This is a genomic window from Thalassospira sp. SM2505 (assembly GCF_054901115.1).
On sequence record NZ_CM142731.1, the window covers coordinates 1,921,562 to 1,945,005 of the forward strand.

The 23,444-nt window shown below is 54.8% G+C and carries 24 protein-coding genes; 16 read left to right on the forward strand and 8 right to left on the reverse strand.

The features are described 5' to 3' along the window. Position 1: 1 nt before the first annotated feature. The 14 genes from ACTU44_RS08775 to ACTU44_RS08840 are packed head-to-tail and all read left to right on the forward strand — an operon-like array spanning position 2 to position 12,957. On the forward strand, positions 2-1,477 hold the full coding sequence (locus ACTU44_RS08775; RefSeq protein ID WP_462097232.1) for a phage tail sheath subtilisin-like domain-containing protein: 1,476 nt from the start codon (positions 2-4) through the stop codon (positions 1,475-1,477). A gap of 25 nt (positions 1,478-1,502) precedes the next feature. Then, positions 1,503-1,871, forward strand: coding sequence for a phage tail tube protein (locus ACTU44_RS08780; protein WP_462097233.1), 369 nt, complete (start codon positions 1,503-1,505; stop codon positions 1,869-1,871). Next, positions 1,871-2,158, forward strand: a complete 288-nt coding sequence (locus tag ACTU44_RS08785) for a phage tail assembly protein (RefSeq protein ID WP_297020806.1) — start codon at positions 1,871-1,873, stop codon at positions 2,156-2,158. Before ACTU44_RS08780 ends, ACTU44_RS08785 begins: the two co-directional genes overlap by 1 nt. Further along, entirely contained in the window at positions 2,158-2,277 is a 120-nt protein-coding gene (locus ACTU44_RS08790) for a GpE family phage tail protein (protein WP_353799161.1), read from the forward strand. Before ACTU44_RS08785 ends, ACTU44_RS08790 begins: the two co-directional genes overlap by 1 nt. 9 nt (positions 2,278-2,286) lie before the next feature. Continuing rightward, on the forward strand, positions 2,287-3,981 hold the full coding sequence (locus ACTU44_RS08795; RefSeq protein ID WP_462097234.1) for a tape measure protein: 1,695 nt from the start codon (positions 2,287-2,289) through the stop codon (positions 3,979-3,981). Then, positions 3,981-5,174, forward strand: a complete 1,194-nt coding sequence (locus ACTU44_RS08800) for a DNA circularization protein (RefSeq protein ID WP_462097235.1) — start codon at positions 3,981-3,983, stop codon at positions 5,172-5,174. Before ACTU44_RS08795 ends, ACTU44_RS08800 begins: the two co-directional genes overlap by 1 nt. Then, on the forward strand, positions 5,167-6,228 hold the full coding sequence (locus tag ACTU44_RS08805) for a phage baseplate assembly protein (protein WP_462097236.1): 1,062 nt from the start codon (positions 5,167-5,169) through the stop codon (positions 6,226-6,228). The genes ACTU44_RS08800 and ACTU44_RS08805 overlap by 8 nt, the downstream gene beginning before the upstream one ends. Beyond that, positions 6,216-6,833 carry a phage baseplate assembly protein V gene (locus ACTU44_RS08810; RefSeq protein WP_462097237.1) on the forward strand — a complete coding sequence of 206 codons (618 nt, stop codon included), beginning with the start codon at positions 6,216-6,218 and terminating at the stop codon, positions 6,831-6,833. Before ACTU44_RS08805 ends, ACTU44_RS08810 begins: the two co-directional genes overlap by 13 nt. Continuing rightward, positions 6,833-7,282, forward strand: a complete 450-nt coding sequence (locus tag ACTU44_RS08815; protein WP_287465591.1) for a phage GP46 family protein — start codon at positions 6,833-6,835, stop codon at positions 7,280-7,282. The genes ACTU44_RS08810 and ACTU44_RS08815 overlap by 1 nt, the downstream gene beginning before the upstream one ends. Further along, positions 7,282-8,352 (forward strand): baseplate J/gp47 family protein, encoded by a 1,071-nt coding sequence (locus tag ACTU44_RS08820; RefSeq protein WP_462097238.1) that lies wholly within the window; start codon positions 7,282-7,284, stop codon positions 8,350-8,352. Before ACTU44_RS08815 ends, ACTU44_RS08820 begins: the two co-directional genes overlap by 1 nt. A 5-nt stretch (positions 8,353-8,357) precedes the next feature. Continuing rightward, positions 8,358-8,942: a YmfQ family protein gene (locus ACTU44_RS08825; protein ID WP_462097239.1), complete on the forward strand. Its 585-nt coding sequence runs from the start codon at positions 8,358-8,360 to the stop codon at positions 8,940-8,942. Between the two features lies 1 nt (position 8,943). After that, positions 8,944-9,531 (forward strand): hypothetical protein, encoded by a 588-nt coding sequence (locus ACTU44_RS08830; RefSeq protein ID WP_462097240.1) that lies wholly within the window; start codon positions 8,944-8,946, stop codon positions 9,529-9,531. A 3-nt stretch (positions 9,532-9,534) separates the two neighbouring features. Next, positions 9,535-12,279 (forward strand): hypothetical protein, encoded by a 2,745-nt coding sequence (locus tag ACTU44_RS08835; RefSeq protein WP_462097241.1) that lies wholly within the window; start codon positions 9,535-9,537, stop codon positions 12,277-12,279. A 12-nt stretch (positions 12,280-12,291) separates the two neighbouring features. After that, positions 12,292-12,957: a DUF4376 domain-containing protein gene (locus ACTU44_RS08840; RefSeq protein WP_462097242.1), complete on the forward strand. Its 666-nt coding sequence runs from the start codon at positions 12,292-12,294 to the stop codon at positions 12,955-12,957. Here ACTU44_RS08840 and ACTU44_RS08845 read toward each other — a convergent pair whose 3' ends face one another. Then, positions 12,958-13,476, reverse strand: coding sequence for a hypothetical protein (locus tag ACTU44_RS08845; protein WP_462097243.1), 519 nt, complete (start codon positions 13,474-13,476; stop codon positions 12,958-12,960). Between the two features lie 128 nt (positions 13,477-13,604). Between ACTU44_RS08845 and ACTU44_RS08850 the strand changes: the two genes are divergently transcribed. Continuing rightward, entirely contained in the window at positions 13,605-14,405 is an 801-nt protein-coding gene (locus ACTU44_RS08850; protein ID WP_462097244.1) for a DNA adenine methylase, read from the forward strand. 623 nt (positions 14,406-15,028) lie between these two features. Here ACTU44_RS08850 and ACTU44_RS08855 read toward each other — a convergent pair. The 7 genes from ACTU44_RS08855 to ACTU44_RS08885 form a co-directional block, all read right to left on the reverse strand. Further along, positions 15,029-16,453, reverse strand: coding sequence for a hypothetical protein (locus ACTU44_RS08855; RefSeq protein WP_462097245.1), 1,425 nt, complete (start codon positions 16,451-16,453; stop codon positions 15,029-15,031). Further along, positions 16,450-18,054, reverse strand: coding sequence for a GMC family oxidoreductase (locus tag ACTU44_RS08860; RefSeq protein WP_462097246.1), 1,605 nt, complete (start codon positions 18,052-18,054; stop codon positions 16,450-16,452). The genes ACTU44_RS08855 and ACTU44_RS08860 overlap by 4 nt, the downstream gene beginning before the upstream one ends. Continuing rightward, complete coding sequence (locus ACTU44_RS08865) at positions 18,054-18,512, reverse strand: hypothetical protein (RefSeq protein ID WP_114099332.1); 459 nt, start codon at positions 18,510-18,512, stop codon at positions 18,054-18,056. The genes ACTU44_RS08860 and ACTU44_RS08865 overlap by 1 nt, the downstream gene beginning before the upstream one ends. Continuing rightward, positions 18,509-19,204 carry a phytochelatin synthase family protein gene (locus ACTU44_RS08870; RefSeq protein ID WP_462097247.1) on the reverse strand — a complete coding sequence of 232 codons (696 nt, stop codon included), beginning with the start codon at positions 19,202-19,204 and terminating at the stop codon, positions 18,509-18,511. The genes ACTU44_RS08865 and ACTU44_RS08870 overlap by 4 nt, the downstream gene beginning before the upstream one ends. After that, a complete protein-coding gene (locus tag ACTU44_RS08875; RefSeq protein ID WP_462097248.1) occupies positions 19,204-19,545 on the reverse strand; it encodes a c-type cytochrome in 342 nt (113 codons plus the stop codon). The genes ACTU44_RS08870 and ACTU44_RS08875 overlap by 1 nt, the downstream gene beginning before the upstream one ends. Continuing rightward, entirely contained in the window at positions 19,545-21,077 is a 1,533-nt protein-coding gene (locus tag ACTU44_RS08880) for a multicopper oxidase domain-containing protein (protein WP_462097249.1), read from the reverse strand. Before ACTU44_RS08880 ends, ACTU44_RS08875 begins: the two co-directional genes overlap by 1 nt. A 409-nt stretch (positions 21,078-21,486) precedes the next feature. Continuing rightward, positions 21,487-22,458, reverse strand: a complete 972-nt coding sequence (locus ACTU44_RS08885) for an amino acid ABC transporter permease (RefSeq protein ID WP_462097250.1) — start codon at positions 22,456-22,458, stop codon at positions 21,487-21,489. A 69-nt stretch (positions 22,459-22,527) separates the two neighbouring features. Here ACTU44_RS08885 and ACTU44_RS08890 point away from each other — a divergent pair, with 69 nt between their 5' ends. After that, positions 22,528-23,364, forward strand: coding sequence for a transporter substrate-binding domain-containing protein (locus ACTU44_RS08890; protein ID WP_114099337.1), 837 nt, complete (start codon positions 22,528-22,530; stop codon positions 23,362-23,364). Positions 23,365-23,444: the final 80 nt, after the last annotated feature.

A 23,444-nucleotide genomic window follows, 5' to 3' on the forward strand; every position in this document is an offset into this window, starting at 1 on the left:
AATGTCGATCAGCTTCGATAGTATCCCGACGAATTTGCGAGTTCCGTTCGTGTATGCCGAGTTCGACAACACGAACGCGGTATCCGGTCCGGCATTGATGCCTTATCGCAATTTGGTTATTGGCCAGCGCATTGCGAGTGGTCAGCCCATTGCTGCTCTGACACCGATCCGGGTCACCAGCCCTGCCCAGGCAAAGAACTATTTCGGTGCTGGTTCGATGCTTGCCCAGATGCTTGAACGCCAGCTGCAGAACAATAGCGTTACCGAGACCTGGGCAATTGCACTTGATGATGATGCTGCCGCACAGGCCGCAACCGGCGCTTTGACCGTAGGTGGCACGGTTACGGCCGGCGTCATTTATCTCTACATCGGTGGTCGTCGTGTAAAGGTTGGTGTGTCTGGCGATGATGCGCTGAGCGATATCGCCAGCAACATTGTTGATGCGATAACGGCCAACACAGATCTGTCGGTCTCGGCTGCTGTTGACGGCGTTACGGCCGAGAAGGTCAACCTGACGGCACGTAACAAGGGCGTTGCGGGGAACGATCTGGATATCCGCGTCAACTACTACGATGGCGAGAGCCTGCCTGAAGGCTTGACGCTGACGATCACAGCCATGTCTGGTGGGCAGGCAAACCCGGATATCGAAGACGTGTGGGCTGCAATCGGTGATGAACACTACAACGTCATCACCAACCCCTACACCGATGCTGCTAACCTAACAGCGCTCGAGACCGAACTGGTCGATCGTTGGGGACCGCTGCGCATGATTGAGGCGATGGCCTTCAGCGCAGCCACGGGAACACATTCTGCATTGGGCACACTTGGCGACAGCCGCAACAGCCCGCATGTCTCTATCATGAACGGTGCCGGCAGCCCGTCGCCTACCTGGGAAATTGCGGCCGCTGTTGCAGGCAAGGTTTCGTACTACGCCAACATTGATCCGGCCCGTCCGTTCCAGACGCTGACGCTGGATGGCATCCTGCCACCGAAGACGCAGGATCGGTTCACGCTGCAGGAAAACAACCTGCTGCTGTTCGACGGCATTTCGACCTTCATGGTTGATGATGGCGGGTTGGTTCGTATTCAGCGTCTCATTACGACCTACAAGACCAACCCGCAGGGTGCGGAAGACATCAGCTACCTCGATGTCAATACGCCGCTGACCCTTGGCTATCTGCGCTACGATTTCCGCAATTACATCCTGCGCAAATATCCCCGTCATAAACTTGGCAATGACAGCACGAACTACGGTGCCGGCCAGGCAATCATGACGCCGAAGCTCGGCAAGGCCGAGGCGATCGCACGTTTCCGCGTATGGGAAGAACAGGGTCTGGTCGAGAACATCGATCAGTTCAAAAACGATCTGATTTGCGAGCGCAATGAAAGCGATCCGAACCGGCTCGACTGGTATCTGCCACCGGACCTTATGAACCAGTTCCGTGTTGGCGGGGCCAAGATCGGCTTCATTCTCTAACCGCTTTCCGTGAGGAGACAAGAAAATGTCTAACCCAAATCGCCGCGCCGGGCGGATCTACTTCAAGGTCGATGGCACTCAATACGATGCCAAGGGCAGCTTCAGTTACAACCTGGGCGCAGACAAGCGCGACGGCATTGTCGGGGCGGACGGTGTGCACGGTTACAAAGCCATGCCGCAGGTTCCGTTCATCGAAGGTGCTGTGACAGACCGTCCGGACATGGACCTAAAGTCCGTCCTGGAACTGGACGGTGTGACAGTCACCCTTGAGCTGGCCAACAGCAAAACCATCGTCCTTCGCAACGCCTGGTGGGCCGGTGAAGGAACCGGCAGCTCAGAAGAGGCCGAAATTCCGGTCCGTTTCGAAGGTATTAGCGCCGAGGAGATGAAGTAATGAAGCCCATCACTGCAAAACTTAAGACGCCGATCGAAGCACATGGCGAGAAAGTCAGCGAGCTCACGCTCAACGAACCCGACCTCGGCGGCCTTGATGGCGTCGATCTCACGGTCAGCATGGAAGGTACGATCAAGATCAATCTTGGTGACCTTCACAAGATCATCGCGTCGATGGCCGGTATCCCGCCGTCAGCCGCCAAGCAGATCAAGATCTCGGACCTGAAGAACATTGCGCCAGCGGTGATGGATTTTTTGGGAGAGTTCCTCCCAACTGGCGCGAGCTGATGGAGGAAGTGGCGTACACCTTTCATTTCCAGCCATCCGAGCTGGAGCGCATGAAGGTGAGCCAACTTCTCAAATGGCACAACGGTGCCCGCAATATTCACAAGAAATTGCATGGATAACGACCCTAGATGGCAAACCGCGAACTCACATTGAAGATGATCGTCCAGGCGATAGACCGGGTAACAAAACCGGCACGCCAGATGGGAAATGCTATGGGCGATATGGCCCGTCGCGCCCGTCTTGATCATCTGCAAGCCAAATTGCTGGCTGCGCGTGAGCGTTTGTCATCGATGGGCACTGCTGCGCGCGACTTGGGTAAGCGGTTTCAGGATTTCGGTACCGGCGCTCTGACGAAGGTGACAGCGCCACTGGCATTGGCAGGCGGGTTTGCCTTTAACGCTTATGGCAAGATCGAACAACTGACCACATCCTTCAAGTCGATGCTTGGTGGCGGAGAAGCCGCACGCCAGATGATGGAAAAGCTGACAACATTCGCGGCCAGCACGCCGTTTCAGCTGGAAGGTATTGGTCAGGCTACAAAGCAGTTGCTGTCCTTTGGCGTACTGCCGGAAAAGATCATCGAAAATTTGCGGATGCTGGGCGATATCGGTGCTGGCGCCAACGTGCCGCTTAATGAAATGGCGGCAATCTTCGGCAAGGTCAAAGCCAAGGGCAAGGCCATGACCGAAGAACTGTTGCAGCTTTCGGATCGCGGTATTCCGATCATTGATGTCCTGGCCAAGGGACTTGGCAAGTCCAAGGATCAGATTTTCGAGTTGGCATCTGAAGGACGGATCAGCTTCGATATTCTGAAACGTGCAATGCAAGCCATGACAGCCGAAGGCGGTATCTTCTTCAAGCAGATGGAAGAGCAGTCCAAAACGCTGTTTGGCAAGCTTTCAACGTTGAAAGATAACCTGTTCCTGCTGTTCGCGGATCTTGGCGAGAAACTTGATGAGATGTTTGGTGTTAAAGATGGCATCGACTTCTTGATCGGAAAGGTACAGGTTCTTCGCGCAACATTTGCTGCATTTGCTGAAACTAATCCTCAGCTTGCCAAAGCAGTTGCATTCATCGGAATTTTGGCGGCCGCAGTTGGGCCGCTGGCGATAGGTGTCGGCTTGGCCGCTTCGGCATTTGGCGTACTAGCTACTGGATTAGGTTTGATTTTTTCCCCGATCGGTCTGGTTGTTGCCGCCTTTGCCGGCGCAGCATTTCTCATCATCAAACACTGGGATGAAGTTGAAGCGTTCCTCGCAAAGACCGCGATTGCAATAGTGCGCGCCTGGGCTCCTATCGGTAATTTCTTCTCCGGCCTATGGGCAGAAATCAAATCAGCCTTTGACCAGGGCTTCGTCCAAGGTGTGCTGAAGGTTCTTGAAGTCTTCAACCCGACGATCTGGATCGCCAAGGGTGTCAATGCACTGATCGCGTACCTGTTTGGTATCGATCTGGCCAAGGTTGGCGGCGAGTGGATTGGCGGCCTTTGGGACGGAATGCAAGCCAAGTGGGCGGAACTGGTCGACTGGTTGAGTTCCGCCGTTACTTCACTGATGGACTGGATGCCAGACTGGGTTAAAGAACGCCTCGGACTGGATGCAGGTGGCCTTGGCCAGATGCCTGCGGGCGCGGTCGGCAATGTCGCATCGGCAGTTGCGCCTGCAATTGGTCAGCAGAACGGCCAAGGACAGGGTCGATTTGCCGGTGAGGTCAAGGTTTCCTTTGATAACGCGCCGTCAAACATGCGGGTCAAGGAAGTCAAATCCGACAATCCCGATTTCGTGCCATCGGTCTATGCCGGCTACGCGATGGGAGGGTCGTGATGTCCTGGAAAGACAAGCTGCGGCCAGCCAGTTACAAGGGTGCGCGGTTCCATATCGAAGGTCACGATTCCGATGTGGCTGGTCGTGAAGTCCAGGTGCACGAGTATCCCGGCCGCGATGTGCCGTATCCCGAAGACATGCGCCGCAAAACCAAGAATTTCAGCTTTGCCGCCTATGTGATTGGCGAAGACTACATGACGGCCCGTGATCAGCTGATCAGTGCGTGTGACAGCGAAGGTTCGGGCACGCTGATACATCCGTATCTGGGGTCAATCATCGCCATTTGTACTGGCTGTAAACTCTCAGAGCGGGCCGATGAAGGACGCATGGCACGCCTTCAGCTCACTTTTGTTGAGGGTGGCACAAACCAGTTTCCGACATCGAGCAAGGATCAATCCTTTGCACTGACGCAGGCCGTCGAAGCCGCCCACGCATCAAACCGTGAGAGCTTTGCCAACGACTTCACTGTCGCGGGAAAACCGGCGTTTCTGGCCTATGAGTCGGTTGATGTGATTTCGGAGGCAACCAGCGAGATCGATGGCGCTGTCAGTGACCAGGGCGACGGCACCTTTGCCCGTGCACTTAGCAAGATCGGCAACGAAGCGCTGACCTTTGTTCAGAACCCGTCGGGTCTGGCCAATCAGTTGGGCGATCTGATTGTTCAGGCTGGCGAAGCTGCCGGTGCTGGTGCCGACACCATGCAGGCGCTTCGTCCTATTGCTCAGTTTGGCACGCAGCTCGCTGCGGTACCGCTGACCACTGCAACCCGAAAAGTCCAGGCCCTCAATCAGAATGCTGTCGTTTCCCTTGTAACCAACTCGGCTGTCATCGAGATGGCCAGGAACGTCATAAACACCGAGTTCACGACAACAGATGATGCCTTTGCAACGCGCGACGAGATTGGCGGATATCTCGATACCGCGATGGATCGCGCCAGCGAGGCTGAGGATGATCAACTGTTCGAGACGCTCCGCGTACTCCGCACGGCGACCACCGATTACATCAATGCCCAGTCACCCCGCACAGCCCAGCTGATCAATACAGTGGCTCCGGTGACAGAACCGGCACTGGTCACGGCTTATCGCCTGTACCAGGACGCCGGCCGTGCCGATGAGATCGCCACGCGCAACGGTGTGGCGCATCCGGGTTTTGTGCCTGGCGGGGAAACGATCGAGGTGCTGAGCAATGTCTGACGTCACGCTTAGCCTCAGCGGTACCAATTACGGTGGCTGGAAGCGCGTGCGCATCACGCGCTCGATCGAGCATATGGCAGGCACCTTTGACCTGCAGCTCAGCGACCGCTATCCGGCCGAGGGGAGCATTCCAGTCATTTCGCGCGGATCTGCCTGCAAGGTGGCCATCGATGGCGAAACTGTCATCACGGGTTTTGTCTATGACGATAATCCGGGCTTTGATGCAAAGTCGCGCGAGATCCGCGCAGCCGGTCGTGATGTGACAGGTGACCTTATCGACTGCTCGGCAATCAATCGGCCGGGTGAATGGTTGAATGCCACGCTCGACAAGGTTGTCACCGATATCGCGCGGCTGTTTGCCATTCCAGTAAGGATCGAGACAGCCACGGGCACGAGGTTTAGCAAGTTCCGGATCGAGGAAGGCGAGACCGCCTTTGAAGCCATCGATCGGGCTTGCCGCATGCGGTCAGTTCTGGCCATCAGTGATGGCAAGGGAAGCCTCGTTATTACCAAACCCGGCGTTGCGCGGGCTTCTGTGCGGTTGGAAGAAGGTGTGAACCTTCTGTCCGGATCTGCTGGCTATTCGGATAATGAACGTTTCTCGCGCTATATCGTCAAGGCACAACAGCCGGGATCGGACGACTTGTCTGTCGATCAGATTGCCCAGGTCGTTGCCGAACAGACCGATGCAGGCGTTTCGCGCTATCGTCCGATGGTGATCCTGGCAGAGGATTCCGCCGATAGGAACTCCGCGCGCAAGCGTGCGCAGTTTGAGGCCAATGTCCGTGCCGCTCGCAGTCAGCAGATCACAGTGCGCGTGCAGGGATGGCGTGAAACTGAAAACGGCACGCTTTGGCAGCCCAACCGCCTCGTACAAATCAAATCAGCAACACTCAAGGTCGATCAGGATCTTCTGATCTCTCAGGTGATCAATACCAAGGATCAGTCCGGAACCGTTACCGAGCTCACGCTGTTGCCACCGGCCGCGTTCGATATCGAACCACCCAAAGAGAAGAAACTCAAAGATCAGGGGGCGCTCAAATGGATCGAGTGACCCTGATGTTTAACCGCCTGATCCGGCCTTTGAAGCGGCGCGTGTTTCTGATGGTGTCCCGTGCGGTGATCAAGGTCGTGAATGACGCCGAGGGCATTCAGAAGCTTCAGGCCGTCGGTTATGACGGTGAGCTTCTTGAGGGGATCGAGCGTTTCCAGGAATACGGTCTGACATCCTCACCACTGGGCAATGCCGAGGCTGTGGTAACGGCCGTCGGCGGCAATCGTTCTCATACCATCGTGATCGCCGTTGATGATCGCCGGTTTCGCCTGAAGAACCTCGCACCTGGTGAAGTGGCCCTGTACGACGATCTTGGCCAGAAGGTGCACTTGAAGCGCGACGGCATTCTGATTGAGACAGGCCAACCATCTGGTGTGACGGTCAATGCGCCTGCAGCGACGGTGAATTCGGACACGGTTACAACCAACGCGACCGAAGTCACGGTGAACGCGGCCAAGGCCGTTATCAACAGTGATGAAATTCATCTCGGCGCTGAAGGTGGGCAGCCGATCGCCCGTGTAGGGGATCTGGTCGATGTTGCTTCGGGCAGCTCTGCAGGCCAGTGGCCGATTGTTTCTGGCTCTGACAAAGTGAGGGCCGGTTGATGGATGTCTTGATCGCATTTGATGACAAGCTTCTGATCGGCGACATCAAAACTGTTGCCGGCGACCTTGAAACGGACCCTTCGATCCGCACTGCAGTTGTCATCAGCATCTTTACCGACGCACTGGCCAACCCGGACGATGAATTGCCAGCCGGTGAAACGGATCGACGTGGCTGGTGGGGAGATTTGTTGCCCGAAGTCGAAGGCGACAAGATCGGATCACGCCGCTGGCTTTATGTCCGTGAGAAGCAATCACCAGAAACCGCTGAGAAGATCCGGGAAGCCGATCAGGAAGCCCTGCAGTGGCTGATCGATGACGGGATCGCAGCGTCCGTGTCTGTTACGACCGAATGGATCGAACGCGGTGTTCTGGCCGAAGAGATCAAAATCACCAAACCCGATGGCGACCAGGTGAATTGGCGTTTTAATCAGCTGTGGGAGAACCTGTAATGCCATTCTCGCGTCCGACATTGGCGGATCTGGTCAACCAGATTTCAAGCGATATCAAGAGCAACCTGACCGATGCGAATGCCTGGCTGCGTCGTACCGTTCTGGGTGTTCTGTCGCGCGCATTCGCCGGTGCGTTGCATGGGCTTTACGGGTTTATTTCCTATGTTGCCAAGCAGGTCTTTCCCGATACGGCCGAGAAGGCATTTTTGCGCCGCTGGGCTTCGATCTGGGGTGTAAAGCCAAAGCCTGCACAGGCGGCGACGGGCAATGTAACCTTCACCGGACTAATCGGATCTACCATCCCGGTTGATACGGTCCTTCAGCGCTCTGACGGGGTCGAGTACGTCACGCTCGCCGCCTTGGACCTTACTGCAGAAACCGGAACTGTTGCGGTCGAGGCGATTGCGGGCGGTGCCACCGGCAATCTGGATGCGGGCGCAACTCTGGCACTTGTTGAGCCGATCGTCGGTGTTCAGACCAATGTGACGGTCGCGGCCGGTGGTCTGTCGCAGGGTAGCGACGCCGAGGATGATGAATCACTTTTGGCGCGGTTGCTCAATCGCATCCAACGTCCGCCACATGGGGGCAATAAGGACGACTATGTTACCTGGGCAAAGGATCAAGAAGCACATGGCATCGATGTAACGCGGGCTTGGTCAAATCCGCTCGAACTTGGCTTGGGTACGGTTGTCGTGCGCTTCATGATGGACGACACATACGGCGATGGCATTCCGCTGCCCGCTGATGTGGCGACTGTCGCAAGCTATATTGCTGAAGTCCATCCCGTCACGGCCGACGTGACAGTGGTACCGCCGGTGGCGGTTGCAGTGGTGTTCGAGATCTCTGGCCTGACACCAGGCAATGCAGCGGTCCGTTCTGCGATCGAGGCCGAGCTTCGCGATCTGATCCGCCGTGAAGCAGAGCCGGGCAGCACACTGTTGATCAGTCACATTCGCGAGGCGATCTCGATCGCGGCCGGCGAGACCGATCATGTGCTGGTTGCGCCCAACGCGAACCTGATCGCGGACACGCATGAAATTTTCACCTTTGGCAACATTACCTGGAGCTGAGGGACATGCGGGCAACCATTGATCAATACCTCAACAATCTTCGATCCCTGATGCCAAAGGGCAAAGCCTGGGCACGCGAAAATGAGGCGGGTCTGACACGGCTATTACGTGCCTTTGCAACGCCTCTCATGCGGGTTCACAACCGGGCAGTTGATCTGATTGATGAGGCTGATCCCAGAACGTCGGTCGAACTCCTGCCCGATTGGGAACGTGTTTGCGGATTGCCTGACCCGTGCAGTGGCCAGCCCGAAAGTCTTGCTGAACGTCGCGATCAGGTTGTCGCCAAACTTGCAGCACGCGGTGGCCAGTCAATCCCGTTCTTTATCGAGCTGGCCAGTAACCTTGGCTACGTGGTCACGATCACGGAATTTCGCCCTTTCAGATGCATCTCGAAATGCAGTGACACGCTGACACAAGGCGATTGGCGGTTTGTCTGGCAGGTCAACGCACCGGCCGAGACCATTCGTACCATGACGGTCAAGTCCGGCTGTTCGGAGCCATTGCGGACTTGGGGCAATGCTCCGCTTGAATGCAATTTCAATCGTCTAAAGCCCGCGCATACCAAAGTCATTTTCACCTACGGAGCCTGATATGAAACGCATCGATACTCAAACAAAGGCAACGGACAAGTTTGGTGCAGGTAAGCATGGCTTCACCAATGGCAACCCGACGATCCCGACGCCGGCGACCGAACTTGACGAAAGCTGGTTTGACCACGTTCAGGAAGAGATCGCCAATTTCATCGAAGAACAGGGCATTGCCCTTGACGAAAACAACCGGACACAGTTGGCAGCCGCGATTACGGCCAAGCTGGCTAACGGTAACTATTTGCGTGGCAATGTCTCGGCGGTTTTGACAGCTGGTTTCAACACCGAATTTATGGACCTGACCGTCGCAGGTGGTGTGGCGTCATTTGATCCAACTGCACGTAGCCGGTTCAAGCACGCTCTGACCGGGCCGATCATGATCGACAACCCTGCGGTCATCCCGAATGCAGGTCCCGCTCTGATCAAGCTCACGCAGGATGCAACGGGCAACCGTGCGGTCGACTGGGGCAGCAAATACCGTGTTGTCGGGGCTGTGAATTACGAAGCCAATTCAGTCAGCCTTTGTCACCTTCAATACGACAGCGCAGATGACGTGATCGACGTTGTGATCACCCATCGACCGGAGGCTTAACCTATGTCGCTTTTGATGGAAAACAGCGTCGCCAAAATCGGTTGCGGTGATCCGGGTGAATTGATCGAATTTGCCGCCTTGTTGAATGGCAGTTCGTCCAATCCCGGCTATTTGCGTTGTGCGCCGGGTGCCGCTGATCCCAGCTATAAAGTTGCGTTTTCAGGCTGGGTGAAGGCCGTCACGGTTGGCGGTGCGATTGGCCCGCTGATCAGTGCGGGGATTTCTGCCCCTGCATCACAATGGATCACGTCAACCGCCATCGGTCGCGGTGATGGGAGTACGGTCAACACCGCCTCCATTGCCGCCGAACACAAGGACGCCGCTGCTTGGGGGCATATACTGATCAAAGCCGATACCACGGGCGGGACCCTTGCGGCCAATCGCGCAGAATTCACCATCGGCGGGTATACCTATGCGCTGGATGTAAACCTGATGGGGGACGCGATTTCGTTGTTCCTGATGGACCCGCAATACTGGCAGGCGATAGGCGCTAATATCAACTCGGCTGGCGGTCTGATTTCATCAAATAGCAGCTTTAAGATCGCATCCGTTGACATCATCACCGGGGACGATGTTGACAGCGTGGAAAAGGAATACTTCGGCTATTTCAACACGGATGGCGTCTTTGTGCCGAAACGCTATCGGGGTGCTTATGGTCGTCATGGTCGTCGGTTTGATTTTGCCAAGGCCGCCGACATGGGCCGGGATGTTTCCCCGCGCAATGCCTGCTTGCATTCCGAAGATGTTTCCCATCCCGTATGGATTGCGCAGCGCGTATCCAAAATTGACGCGGAAACATTCGAAGCCGCCGATGCCTTTAACCCCTATATCCATCAAACCCTCGCAGTCGAACTTGATGACAGCTACCTGATTGATGTTGAAATCGACCCCGCAAGCAATCCCTTCTGTTCCGTTTTCGTCAACGATGGGGTGGGTGAAATTCGTCAGTGGTTCAACCTGGCCGGGCTGGCTGTTGGTAGCGCCCAAGGTACGCTAACGGTGGTCAGTGCCGATATTGCCGCCCTGTCAGACGGCTTTGTCCGCTGTTCGCTTGAGGTGGTGGCGAATGCGGGTCAAACCTTGCAGGAAATGCGGCTTGAAATCTGTGATGCAGACTTGTCGGTCAATGCGCAAGCAATCGGCAACATCCTGCGCGTGCGCAAGATGCATGTGCGCGAGGCAAGTCGCAACTATGGTTATGCGAAAACCGATGGCTTTGCGCGGGGCGGGCAGGATTTTGAGACCGTCGGGACAGTTGGGCGGATCACCGATACCCCGACCAGTAACACGGTCAATTTTGATCCGAATATTGCGGGGGATGCAGGCAATTTTCTGAACGGAAACGCGACCGTAATCGGGAATAACTCGGTGCATTCATCATTGTCGCATCCGATCAAGACCGGTGTCGTCCAGGTCGAGCTTGAAATTGGTTACGGAAACACAAACTCCGGTAGCCTTCGCGTTTCCAATGATCCGAATTTCAACAGTACCGCCCAAACTGTCCACTACCGAACGGACGGTCAGAAATATGTTTCCGGGGCATGGTCTGCCTACGGGGTCGCGTGGGGAAGTCCCACGTTCCCAAGCGACCGCATGGGCGTTTTGATTGATGCTGACAATCAGACCGTTGAGTTCTTCAAGGGCGGCGCTTCGCAGGGTGTGATCTCTATGCCTTTCGCCGGCCCCTACTTTGTTGGTGGAACCAAGGCCGGGCTAAACGAGGGCGCAGTGACTGTCTACACCAATCTTGCCGATATGCTCCACCCGATTGCAGGCGCAAAGACGCTTGAATGGGATAGCGCAGACTGCCCGGTCATTACGGACCCGTCCCGATATGTGCAAGCACCGATTACCATCGGTGGTGGTGCGGTGACTTCGCTTTGGAACTGTGTCACCAACAAGACGCTCGCGATTTCAAAGCGTCTGGATATCGCGAACTCCGGTTGGAGGTTGAACGTCTTGATCGACGGTGAGCAGTACACCGTGGAGATTGATGAGGGTGGGGCGCAGGTTTTTGACGTAGACGGACTGACCTTCACCACGAACGGTTTCACGCTGGGTTCGGATACGGAATATCAGGGCACATGCGAACATTCTGTTCGGCGTGCCAGTGCGCTGGCAGGAATGGATTTTGTCATCATTGACAATCATGTCGTGGGGCAGGTTTCGACGATCGCCCATAATTGTGGTGGCCCGATCCATCGTGCTTGGGACATTCCGCTGGATGGGGGTGATATTCGCCAGTTCCACCACAAAATGCCAGCAGGTGATTACACTCTTGTCAACACCGCTGGTCGTGGCAATGACCCGGACTGGTTCAGCTCCACGGTCAACACAGTTTCCCTCGCTGGTGCGTCGGTCGTCGGTCGGCACCTTCTTCTTCTTGATCATGGTGTTTCGGGCTTTAGTAGCTTTGACGTTTGCACAGGGAACGGGGTTGTCGATGGGCCGATGATCCCCGCTGATTTCGCGCCTCTTCACCTTGATGTCGTGCGCGGGGATACTGCGGGCGCACATACCGTCCGCACCTTGCGGGCGGGAGATGTGAACCCGGTTATCAACGAATTGCGCTATGACTGGAACACCGGTCCAAACACCCTGTCGGACAAATTCTACCTTCTATCGAACGGTGCGAAATGTGCGACCAATGCCTCCGATACAGGCGGGGAGCATACCAACGCCAACGGCGGGAAATATTACACCGGCATGTACGCACTCACCCCCGGAAAATTCGCAAAAGCGCGTTAAGGAGAAATCAAAATGACCACCCCGAAATATGCGATCTTTAACGATGACTGGTCGCTGAACCGAACCGAAACCGGGAACAGCTTCACCGCGACCACCGGGCGCAATTTCACCGATGCCACCAAACATTCGGTGGAGACCCTGTTGGAGCATTTCGTCAAGCCGATCACCCAAACGCAGAAGCCATCAGACGAATGGCAGGATATTGGAAGCCATCCGGACGTTGTGCTTGAAGGCGAAGGCGCAGAACAAACCGCAAAGCTGTCTTGGCCAACTGCCCCGATCAGTCTTGACCGGGCGAAGGAGAAGTTGCGGGCGAAGGTCAAGGCGTGCAAGTTCGCCCGTATGGATGGCGGGATCGAGTTTGCCGTTGGCGAAACGACCTATCTTGTCCAGACCGATGCTGATAGTCGCAGCCTGATCGACAGCACCTTTGCGCTGGCCGTGAATGGTTATCTGCCTGATGGTCGTGGCTGGCGTATGGGCGACAATTCCTACCCGACCCTGACCCAGCAAGAGTTGATCAATATGGCGCTGGCCGTCGGCGCTATGGTCGGGGATTGCTATGATGCGCAGTCCGCGCAAGAGACTGCGATTGATGCATTAACAGATGTTGCTGACTGTATCGCGTTTGATTGTGGCTCGGCTTTCCCGGCGGCGCCAGACCCTGTGGCAGTTTAATTATTGTGTGACGCTAAATAGCAAGAACAGCGCAAAAAGTACCGCGACGACAAGAATAACGAGCGAAAAGGCATCCAACACAACAGGCAGGAATGACCAGCCCTTTCCAGGCTGAAACCCCGGCTTGTTCTGGTAGACCGGCATAGCAAGGCTATGAAAGCGTTCAAGCGCTCCGAATCCCTCGATAATCATTCGGAGCCCCTGAAGGACCAAGCCACCGATAAATATAGCAGTGAGGATGGCAACATTGGTCTTTAGGGGGCCGGTAAAGAGCTGAGACCCTACAAATGTAAGGGACGCCAGCAAGCCGCCGCAAAGCCCTCTCAGGATGAAGCTTTGGAAGGTCTTCCACTTCAACCGGACTTCCTGATCGTACTCGTCGATCGACTTATAGATCACACTGAGTTCTTCGGGGTGTTTTCCGATTTTTCGTGCGCCTGCGTGGTTCCGGCGGAAATCCAACGCATTTCTGAACCAGCCCCGTTGATTGCCTGATTTTTGATTGTCGTACGTGCTCATCGGTTCCCCCGTTTCTAGGCGGGGGTCAGGGTGCGCCAACACCCTGAACCGGGAGGGACTAGCTCCCACGATAAATCGCCCCGCCACCGTTGCAACGGCGGGTACAGATTAGAAAGACTTGTTTAGCTATGTCGACTCAAACAGTTACGCCTGTCCGTCCTGTCGCCCCCTATCTTGGGGGCAAACGCAATCTGGCCAAGCGATTGGTGGCCATAATTGATCAGATTGATCACACCACCTATGCAGAGCCATTTGTGGGTATGGGTGGTGTTTTCCTGCGCCGAATCCGTCAACCCAAGGCCGAAGTCATTAACGATATCAACAAGGAACTGGCGACCTTCTATCGCATCTTGCAGCGCCACTATGTGCCATTCATGGATATGATGAAGTTCCAGATCACGACCAGGGCAGAGTTTGATCGTCTGGTCAGAACAGATCCGAGCACTCTCACAGATCTCGAGCGTGCTGCGCGCTTCCTCTATCTTCAGAGAACGGCTTTTGGCGGCAAGGTTTCCGGCCGGAATTTCGGGGTGTCTGTCGAGCGTGGTGGCCGGTTCGATATCACCAAGCTGGGGCCGATGCTTGATGATCTGCACACCAGGCTTTCAGGTGTGGTGATTGAATGCCTGCCATATGGTGACTTCATCAAACGCTATGACCGTCCGGAGACACTGTTCTATCTCGATCCACCGTATTATGGCGGCGAGAATGACTATGGGAAAAACATCTTTGAGCGTGCCGATTTTGAGAAGCTCTCAGAGCATCTCAGAGGCCTCTCAGGACGCTTTATCCTGTCTCTGAACGATACGCCAGAAGTGCGCCGGATATTCGACGGGTTCTCAATGGATACGGCCGAGGTCAACTATTCGATCGCAAAGCAGGGTGAAAGCCGTCGTGCCTATGGGGAGTTGATCATTTCAAACATCTGATGGTGCGGGCGGCTTGAAAGGGTCGCCCAACCCTCTTAAATTCCCGATCGGGACAGGTGATGACCATTGTTGAGAGGCCATATGGACATTGCCAATGACGGAATACCGCTGAGTGAGACAGTCAGGCACGATCTCGAAGCCGTACACTTCTATTGCCGTACCTGCCACAGATCGATCTCAAAGACCCCGCAAGAGCTGCTGAAGCTCGCACCACCAGAAACCGGACTTTGGATACTTACCCGTCGCCTGCGCTGTAAATCGTGCGGAGAGCGGGACTTCACTGTTCGGCTCGGCTACCCAAGAAATTGCGCCGGAATCGGCAAAGCAATACCGGACCATCCAACCAAGATTGATCCGGTATGACAAAAACTGCTATGCTCCAACTTTAAGTGGCGGGCACTCCAAAACCAAGTGCCGCGCTACAGCGGGGCAGCCAAAAGGAAACGACGAAGCGCAAGGGGGAAGGAGGGCATGTGTTCAATCCGGTTCATTGCAGGAGGGATGAGTTAATGTTTGTTATGTTATATCATAACACTTGGTCAAGGGGAAAATGACCGGGTGGCGACTTTTCCCGCCAAGCCCGGCCATAATCATCGACCGAAATGAACCAATACCAAGATGTATCAGGCGGCAGCCGCCGGTCTGGTCATGGGCGCAAAGTGCCGCCAGATCAATAGAACCGTTGCCAGCAACACGGCAGCGACCTGTACGACAAACACCATCTGATAGGCTTTGGTGACATCAAGTCCGGCAAGCTTTGAAACCTGGAAGGTGATTTCCAGAAGTTCGATCCCGACTTCGGTTCCGAACATGATCACAAAGGCCGGTGCCAGGGTGATCAGCTTGTTACCATTCGCCGATGCAATCACGGCACTGACGACAAGAGTGGTGGCAATCCCTATGCCGATGCTCGAAAGCATCTTGGTCCAATAAAACAGAAGCGCATCGGTTGCCGGATAAGGATAGAAGATTGTCGCAATCGACGAGATGATCAGACAGGGAATGGCAATCAGCCAAAGCCGTTCCCGCCAATGCGGATTGCGTGCAATCAAGGCCCCGGCCCCAAAAACCATCAATACCTGACTTGCAGCACCGAGTGTGGCGCGGTCATCAATCAGTGATGACGTGCACAGATGCCGGACAAGATAGGCGGTGTCATAGACGCCGGTGGTCGGGATTTCGAGAATGAACAAAACCGCCAGCAGGAAAATTGCATCCGAGGGCAGATTGGCATCGCGCGGGATCCATGAACGTGCGCCGAGATAAAGACATATGGCAAAGGCAAGGAATACAGCCATAAGGCCAAGACCCAGCATGCTCTCGACACCGGCAAAGCTGTTGGCTGTTGTCCAGGCTTCGAACGAAATCACTACAAGCAGAAACAGGATAACCGGTTTCCAGTTTGTCTTGGGCTTTGGCGTGGTTTCGTCTGGCGCATGATGATCTGCCGCCTTCATCACGACGGGCATGATGACAAGGAACAGCATGGGTAATGCCGCAAGGATCAGGAAATAGTTTCCGGTTCCCACATCAAAGGCGACATATTTGACAAGCTGCGGGGCGATCAAAAAGGCAATCGGCTGGGCCGCAGTCCAGATTGTTGTCAGCAGGGACTTTTCCCGGTCGGTTTTCGCCTGACTGATGGCAAGCTGTGCCAGCGGGGCGAAAAATGAAATGGCAAAGCCGCCCAGACAGAAGCTTGCAAGAATAATGATCTCGCGCACCGATAGTGCCGGGTCCCAATGCATGGTCAAACCGACGGCGGCATAGCAGGCACTTGCCAGCGAAGCTGTCGCAATGCAAACGCGACGTGCGGTCTTGCTGCTGATCACAAACGGGGCAATGGCAAGGGCCATGACCGCCCCGCCAATCAGAACCTCGATCAGGATGTCGGTGCGTTCGACCGATATGTTCAGGAAGCTGGCAAATTCGCCCTGAGAAACAGAAACCGTCATGGTGGCAACGGACCGAAGCCCGTTACCCAGAAGAATGAAAAGGCCCAGAAGTGCCGTTTCAATCAGTACCAGTTGCTTGAGTGGTGAAGTCATTTGGTCAATGCGTCGGCCATATGATCGGCAGCACGGATTGCCAGTGCCGCGATGGTCAAGGACGGAGCATTGACCGGGGTTGTGACATGGGTACTTGCCCCGATGATATAGAGATTGTCGTGATCATAGGTCACCAGATCGGGCGATACGACCGAAGTCTTCGGATCGGTTCCCATGATCGTGGTGCCGCCAATAATCGCGTTGGACAGATACGGCGTATCGGTTTGAATGTCATTCACGCCAAGGGCCGCAAAAATCTTGCGGTTGACCTCAAGCGCGTTTGCCAGACCCTTTTTGGTATAGTCATCCAACGTGAAAGTGACTTTGGGGCGCGGAATACCCGAACTGTCCTTTTCATCGGCCAGTTCAACCCGGTTGTTCCAGTTGGCCAGCACCTCGGCCGAGCTGTTAAGACGCAAATGACGCGATATCTGGTCATTAATGGTTTTGGCCAGTTCCTGACCAAACATGCCTTTCTTGATCAGATCCTTGGCCAGATTGGTCGCATCGGAATTACCCGACCAGCCATCATTCATGAAGCTGGTGCCAACCGCGGCATAGTCTGAACGGAATGCACCGTCGCGCAGTTCCACCAGACCACCGGTCTGTTGCGGGCCGCGATAGGGGAAAATCGGTTCATCAAGAATGCCCCAACTGTCCTGATTGGCCTGTGTCAAAAGATTGCGGCCAACCGCATCGGAACTGTTGGCAACCCCGTTGGGGGCTGTTTCCTGTGCCGAATTCAAAAGAAGACGCGGGTTTTCAATTGCGTGGCAGCAGACGGCAAAATATTTGCCACTGACCCAGAATTCCGATCCGTCCGGTTTGCGGACTTTTACGCGGGTGACTTTCTTGTTCGCGCCAACCTCGATAAAGGTCACAAGGGCTTCTGTCTCGACGCGTACGCCAAGGTCCTCGGCCTTCTGGGCATGAACAGATGCATCATATTTTGCGCCAATCGGGCAGATCGGCACACAGGTATTGTTGCCACAGCATACCGGGCGATTGTCATAAATCTCGGAATTGCGGGCATGAGAAAACGGTGCAGAATGCAGGCCGAGCTTATCAAGCGCCTTTGTGACCTGTTGATCCATATAGCTCATCGGGATCGGCTGCATCTGGTAGGGGGCACCATCGCGCGGAGCACCCCATGGATAATCCGGATCGCCCGCAACACCCCAGCGTTTTTCAGCCTCGACGTAATAGGGAACCAGAAGATCGTAATCAATCGGCCAGTCACGTGACACGCCATAGGTCGATTTCATCTTGAAGTCATGCGGGCGCAGGCGGTCGGCAAAGCCGGTCCAGTGCCAGGTCGTCCCGCCAAACAGGCGCAAATAGGCCCCGATGAACTGATCGGGTCCGCCCTGAACGTAGAAATCGTTATATTTCCCGTCTTCGGGGTGTGGCGCATAAGGCTGTGACGGATAGGGCGATTGCGGGCCCTTGACCGGGTTTTCGTAAAAGGTTTTCAGGTTTTCCGCACGCGAACGTTTTGGCCCGGCTTCAAGCATGATGACATCAATGCCTTTCTGCACAAGGCTAAAGGCCAGATGCGATCCTGCCATGCCCGATCCGATAATGACGACAGTTGCTTCCATCACATGTCCCCCGCAACCGGATGATGCGCCCAGTGACCAAAGGCCGGTCCGCCGCACGTCCCCGGTGCGGTGGCAAATGTCAGGGACTTCCATCCAAGACACCACGGATAATAAACCGCCTTATAGGCACCATCGCGCATGACTTCGCCAGTATAAAGCAGGCGGGCGATGAAGGCGGCCTGTTCCTGAATTGCAGGACTTGCCTGTTTGATGCGATCAGAAACCGAACCGGTGCGCAGGGCATAGACAAAGTTACGCTGCGCAAGTTCACCGTAAGTTGCGACAAACTCGGTATTGGCAGCGTCCATCAGATGGTCGGAGATATCGGCAATCCCGCCGATCTGACGGACGATGTCGTAAAAGGCTGCATTGCCACCGAACCCTTGCGCGCGGGCGGCAACCGGCGCAAGAGGCAGCAACGAAATCGATCCCAGCAGGGCGCGGCGCGAAATATTCATTTGCTTACCACGACCAGACCACGGGCCTTGTTGGAGCCATCGTCAATCGTTGCCATCGCAGTGCGCAGATCAGCAATCGTCATCCAGACGGGCGGATATTTATATTTGGCAACATCCAGTACCAGTGCACGGTCGGTGTCTTCGTCATAGGCGGCAATCGGCGATACATGACCGTCACCGACCTGACCGATCGGTTTGCGTGAATAGTTGGCAACCAGACGCTTGTTCGGGTCGGCAAGCGTTGCCTTGATGGTATCGCGCAGCCATACCTCATCGAAATTATTGGCATGGTGGTATTTGGCCTTCACGCCAAGATTTTCGAAGAAAGTGGCAATCTGGCTCAGGATCAGGCCGTCATGTTCGACCATGGCATAGGATTTGACCTTCTGGTTTTCAGGGGTGAAAACCGTTTCCTGCGTAAAGAAGCCCCAAGGATAAAGGCGATAGGGCTGCGGACGCTTAACACCCAGACTGTTCATGGTGGCAGCGATACTCGCCGGGCCACAGAAGGTCAGGATATGTTCGCTTTCAAGATAGCTTGCCAGTTCGAAATAAGGACCAGTGAATTCGGCATCCTTGAAAATCTCAGTGCCCTTGGTATCGGTCAGATAGATCAGTTCGTCTGCATTGGCAAATGCCAGCGGGGTGATCATCATGAGGCCCGCAAGGGCAGGCAGAATAACGCGTTTCATTATTGAGTCCCTCCGAACCAGGTTGCGATGGCCTTTACATCGGCATCGCTCAGATCTTTTACGATTTCATGCATAACCAGCGCCTGACCACCGGTGCGGCGGCCTTCCTGATAGGCGCGAATGGCGTTTTCGAGATAAAGCGGCTGCTGGCCGAGAAGGATCGGAACATCCTTGAGTGCCGGGTTGCCATTGGTGCCATGGCACGACAGGCATTGTGACGCCGCCACCGGCATTTCGGCTTTCTTGCTGTCATCGGCTTTGGCCGATGTGATGCCAAGGACCGAGCATGCGATCACGATGGCTGCTGCACCTTTGGTGCGGTGAATAAGGGATCGCATCATCATACCTCGATATTGACGTTGATCATCATGCCGGTGTCTTCATGGGGCAGGATGTGGCAATGCATGACATAGCGCCCGGTAAAATCAACAAACCGGGTGCGGAAGGTAACGGTGCCTGCCGCAGGCACGGCAATCGTATCCATCCACGGTTTGCGGGTATCGGGTTCGCCGTTGATGTCGATGACCTGAAACGGATTGACGTGAATGTGCAGCGGGTGGGGGAAGGGCGTTGTATTGATCAAAGTCCATTCTTCGACCGCGCCCAGTTTTGCCACCACATCGTCACGGCGCGGATCAAATCCCCGACCATTGATGGTAAATTCGGTGTCATCAAAGAAGCCCGAGACATCCTTGACGCCCAGAACGAATTTCCGCTTCACGGTGACTTCATCGGCACTGATATCCGTCAGGATTTCATTTTTGGGCAGTTCGTCGGTTGGAATCTCCTTGCCGAATTTGATGCCCGGTGCGATGCGCGGATCGTTTGCGGCAACAACAATGATATCGGCCAGATGTTCTTCTGGCAGGCTGGCCTTGCCCTGCATGAAGGCTGGGCGTTTAAGGGCATAGGTGCCCGTTTTGGGTGCCTTGATCAAAAGGTTGGCGCGGTTGCCCGGTGCAAGGGTGAATTCATCGGTCTGTTGGGCCATTGGCAATGGATTGCCATCAAGGCCGACCAGATGCATTTCTAGTCCGTCCGCTCGCAAAGGTATGAACTGGGCATCCCCGGCATTAAGGATGCGCCAATGCTGAACTTCACCTTCGCGGATATAGATTTTCGGACGGTATTGACCATTGACCAGAAAATCACGTTCGGCATCAAGCGGCCAGATCGGCTTTTCGCTTTCAAGCAATCCGTCAATTCCGGCGATTGGCGCCTGAAGCACCAAAACACGTTCAATGGCATCGGCAATTTCGGGCACATCATCAAGGGTTCCGGTGATGATGGCCATGCCCGCCGCACCCGATGCGATCTGGGCTGAAACCGATCCATGGCGGTGAGGATGATACCAGTAGTTACCGGCAGGATGATCGACCGGTAGCTGAACGACATAGTTGAAGCTCTGACCCGGTTCAATCTGAAGATAGACATTGTCACTGTTCCCGCGCGGACTGACATGGAAACCGTGATAATGGACATTGGTTGTGTTGAACCGGTTGGGCACATTGGTTACGACCGGTTTGCGGGCATCCTTGTTGGGCGGCATGCGGTTTTCAAATGCCAGCTCCAAAGTATCGCCCGGTTTAAGGCGCAAGGTAGGACCGGGCAGGGATGCATTGAATATGCGAAGTTTGGTCGGGCCGCTGGGCAACGTGTAATCGGTTGCCTCCATATAAAAATCGGCTTTCAGGCGGCCATTAACCGAATGGATTTCCATCGGATTTGCCAGATCATCCGAAATGCCGACAGGTGATTTGCTTGTAACTGTTTCCATGGCGCTGGATGGCGATACCAGCCATGGCAAAGGTCCAATGCCAGCAGCAAGGGTTGCTGCGGCCGACCCCTTCAAGAGTCCGCGACGCGTGACCATTTATTGTCTCCCTCAACAAGCCGGCTGTATTCGGGAACCGGTTTGCTTCATGCCCGAATTATTCTTGGCCCTGCGATTGAGGGCTGGTTCTTGTACGAAGATATAAACCTTCGCTGTTATGCGCTGTGGCAGCTGTCACAGCGGGCTGATTTAGAACAATTATTCTTAAAATCGAACCAAAAACATTTTAGCCATTTTGGTCAATCTATCAATCAATGGTTGGGGTTTATTTGTTAAGTTTATATCTCGCCCGCTATTTCAAAGCGAACAGGCGACCTGCGAGACGGCAGTTTGATCCAATTAGGGATAATCGTCTGACCGCAATAGATGAATTCCGCATGCGTAACGAAAAATCCGCGACTGTAGTTGATGCGGATTTCCGGATGACCATCATGGATCAAACAGCGGGTTAGACGCGCACACCCTTGCCCAGTTTTTTCTCGATCCGGCTTTGGATATACTCAAATATTCCCGACATAGCCCAATAGATTATGGCTGCCGAAATCAGCATTTCCATATATTTGAATTCGGATCGTCCGTGGGTGCGAGCAAGATACATCAGCTCCCAAACACCCATGATAGAGACGAGCGAGGAATCTTTCAGCATCGAAATGAACTGGTTGCCGGTGGGCGGGATCACAAGGCGCAAGGCCTGTGGCAAAACAACCAGACGCATCACTTGCCAGGGCTTCAATCCCAGTGACAGGGCTGCTTCTGTCTGGCCTTCGGGGACACTTTCGATGCCGGCGCGGAAAATTTCGGCCATATAGGCGCCATAACATAACGACAGCGCAATGATGCCTGCAGGCACCGCCGACAGGACAATCCCGATCTGTGGCAGGCCAAGATAGATCAGCATGACCTGAAGCAACAGCGGCGTTCCGCGAAAGAACGAGGTGTAGAAGGTCGAAAGACCAAAAAACACACCACTTTTTGACAATCTGCCAAGCGCTGCAAACAGCGCAAGCAGGGTGGCGCAGAAAATTGAAATCAGGGAAATGAACAGGGTCAGAACCGCGCCCTGAATGAAATCCCCCTGAAGTTGCAAGCCAAGCAAATAGGGAATGCGCGACCCGATGAACTCAAAGCTGAGATCGAAGCTTAGAAAGAAGGTGGCGAAAAGTGCCAGCAGCTCTGCCCAGATGATGGTTGTTTGCAGCTTGAAGTTAAGGCGGTGCAAAAGCCTGAAATGCGTCCACAGAATGATGCCGCCCACGATGGCAAGTGCGATATCTGCCCCGTAGCTGTCGAAGCCGAACCACAGGCCGGGGCGCGCCGAAAGAAGGATTGTGGCACATATTCCCGAAAACAGGCCAAGCGGCCAGCCCGGTTTATGGGGCATCGGCGGGGTCGATTGCATTTCGGATACGGGCATATTCATCGGCGCTGACAAATTTCATTAAATTGTATACAAGATCGACAGAACTACACAAAAAGTGAGCCAAGTGAAATGAACTTTAACGCAACAAAGATGCTTCTGGCAGGAATGGCGATGGTTGTGGCACCGCTTGTACCTGCGCATGCCGGTGAAACGCTTGACCGGGTCATGGAAACCAAAACACTGATCGGTGCAACGGCAGACGGTTACCCGCCAGTCGCCTTTACCGATGAAAATAACCAGCTGACCGGTTTTGATGTTGAAGTTGCCCGCGAAATTGCCAAACGGCTTGGCGCGGAATTCAAACCTGTCACGCCGTCATGGGAAGCACAGGTTGCCGGTAACTGGGCCGGTCGTTGGGATATTGCAGTTGGTTCTATGACCCCGACCAAGGCCCGCGCCGAAGTTCTCGATTTCCCGGCGGTCTATTATTACACCCCGGCCATCCTCGTCGCGCACAAGGACAATGCCACCTACCAGAAGGCATCGGATCTTGACGGCAAGGTTGTTGGCGCTTGTGCAGCCTGTTCCTATGAAGACTATCTGAACCACAAGCTGGTGATGGATGTCGAAGGAGTGCCACCGTTCGAATATGAAGTCACGCCGGGTCGTATTCAGACCTATGAGTCTGATGGCATGGCCTTTGACGATTTGCGTCTTGGCGATGGGGTGCGTGTCGATGCGGTTCTTTCGAACATTCCGACCGCAACGGCGGCGATTGAAAACAACATGCCGTTCCGCATGGTGGGCGAACCGCTTGTTTATGAACCGCTGGCAGTTGCAGTGGACAAGGGCGACCCGGAATTTTCCGCAAAAATTACCGAGATTGTTGATGCCATGCGGACCGATGGAACGCTTAAGGTGCTTTCGGAGAAATGGTTTGGTGTGGATTTGACCACCGTGAAGTGATCACATCCAGAGACGCCGTTTTCAATGACCAAGAGCCGCCCAAGGGCGGCTCTTTTCGTTTGAGCTGTGTGAAAGACGAA

Bases quoted from the DNA above. Each gene is read 5' to 3' on its own strand.
- ACTU44_RS08845 (WP_462097243.1), bottom strand. From the start codon at position 13,476: ATGAGCACGTACGACAATCAAAAATCAGGCAATCAACGGGGCTGGTTC.
- ACTU44_RS08780 (WP_462097233.1), top strand. From the start codon at position 1,503: ATGTCTAACCCAAATCGCCGCGCCGGGCGGATCTACTTCAAGGTCGAT.
- ACTU44_RS08790 (WP_353799161.1), top strand. From the start codon at position 2,158: ATGGAGGAAGTGGCGTACACCTTTCATTTCCAGCCATCCGAGCTGGAG.
- ACTU44_RS08820 (WP_462097238.1), top strand. From the start codon at position 7,282: ATGCCATTCTCGCGTCCGACATTGGCGGATCTGGTCAACCAGATTTCA.
- ACTU44_RS08865 (WP_114099332.1), bottom strand. From the start codon at position 18,512: ATGAATATTTCGCGCCGCGCCCTGCTGGGATCGATTTCGTTGCTGCCT.
- ACTU44_RS08840 (WP_462097242.1), top strand. From the start codon at position 12,292: ATGACCACCCCGAAATATGCGATCTTTAACGATGACTGGTCGCTGAAC.
- ACTU44_RS08885 (WP_462097250.1), bottom strand. From the start codon at position 22,458: ATGAATATGCCCGTATCCGAAATGCAATCGACCCCGCCGATGCCCCAT.
- ACTU44_RS08835 (WP_462097241.1), top strand. From the start codon at position 9,535: ATGTCGCTTTTGATGGAAAACAGCGTCGCCAAAATCGGTTGCGGTGAT.
- ACTU44_RS08870 (WP_462097247.1), bottom strand. From the start codon at position 19,204: ATGAAACGCGTTATTCTGCCTGCCCTTGCGGGCCTCATGATGATCACC.
- ACTU44_RS08785 (WP_297020806.1), top strand. From the start codon at position 1,871: ATGAAGCCCATCACTGCAAAACTTAAGACGCCGATCGAAGCACATGGC.
- ACTU44_RS08815 (WP_287465591.1), top strand. From the start codon at position 6,833: ATGGATGTCTTGATCGCATTTGATGACAAGCTTCTGATCGGCGACATC.
- ACTU44_RS08810 (WP_462097237.1), top strand. From the start codon at position 6,216: ATGGATCGAGTGACCCTGATGTTTAACCGCCTGATCCGGCCTTTGAAG.
- ACTU44_RS08850 (WP_462097244.1), top strand. From the start codon at position 13,605: ATGTCGACTCAAACAGTTACGCCTGTCCGTCCTGTCGCCCCCTATCTT.
- ACTU44_RS08880 (WP_462097249.1), bottom strand. From the start codon at position 21,077: ATGGTCACGCGTCGCGGACTCTTGAAGGGGTCGGCCGCAGCAACCCTT.
- ACTU44_RS08855 (WP_462097245.1), bottom strand. From the start codon at position 16,453: ATGACTTCACCACTCAAGCAACTGGTACTGATTGAAACGGCACTTCTG.
- ACTU44_RS08875 (WP_462097248.1), bottom strand. From the start codon at position 19,545: ATGATGCGATCCCTTATTCACCGCACCAAAGGTGCAGCAGCCATCGTG.
- ACTU44_RS08890 (WP_114099337.1), top strand. From the start codon at position 22,528: ATGAACTTTAACGCAACAAAGATGCTTCTGGCAGGAATGGCGATGGTT.
- ACTU44_RS08795 (WP_462097234.1), top strand. From the start codon at position 2,287: ATGGCAAACCGCGAACTCACATTGAAGATGATCGTCCAGGCGATAGAC.
- ACTU44_RS08800 (WP_462097235.1), top strand. From the start codon at position 3,981: ATGTCCTGGAAAGACAAGCTGCGGCCAGCCAGTTACAAGGGTGCGCGG.
- ACTU44_RS08805 (WP_462097236.1), top strand. From the start codon at position 5,167: ATGTCTGACGTCACGCTTAGCCTCAGCGGTACCAATTACGGTGGCTGG.
- ACTU44_RS08860 (WP_462097246.1), bottom strand. From the start codon at position 18,054: ATGGAAGCAACTGTCGTCATTATCGGATCGGGCATGGCAGGATCGCAT.
- ACTU44_RS08775 (WP_462097232.1), top strand. From the start codon at position 2: ATGTCGATCAGCTTCGATAGTATCCCGACGAATTTGCGAGTTCCGTTC.
- ACTU44_RS08830 (WP_462097240.1), top strand. From the start codon at position 8,944: ATGAAACGCATCGATACTCAAACAAAGGCAACGGACAAGTTTGGTGCA.
- ACTU44_RS08825 (WP_462097239.1), top strand. From the start codon at position 8,358: ATGCGGGCAACCATTGATCAATACCTCAACAATCTTCGATCCCTGATG.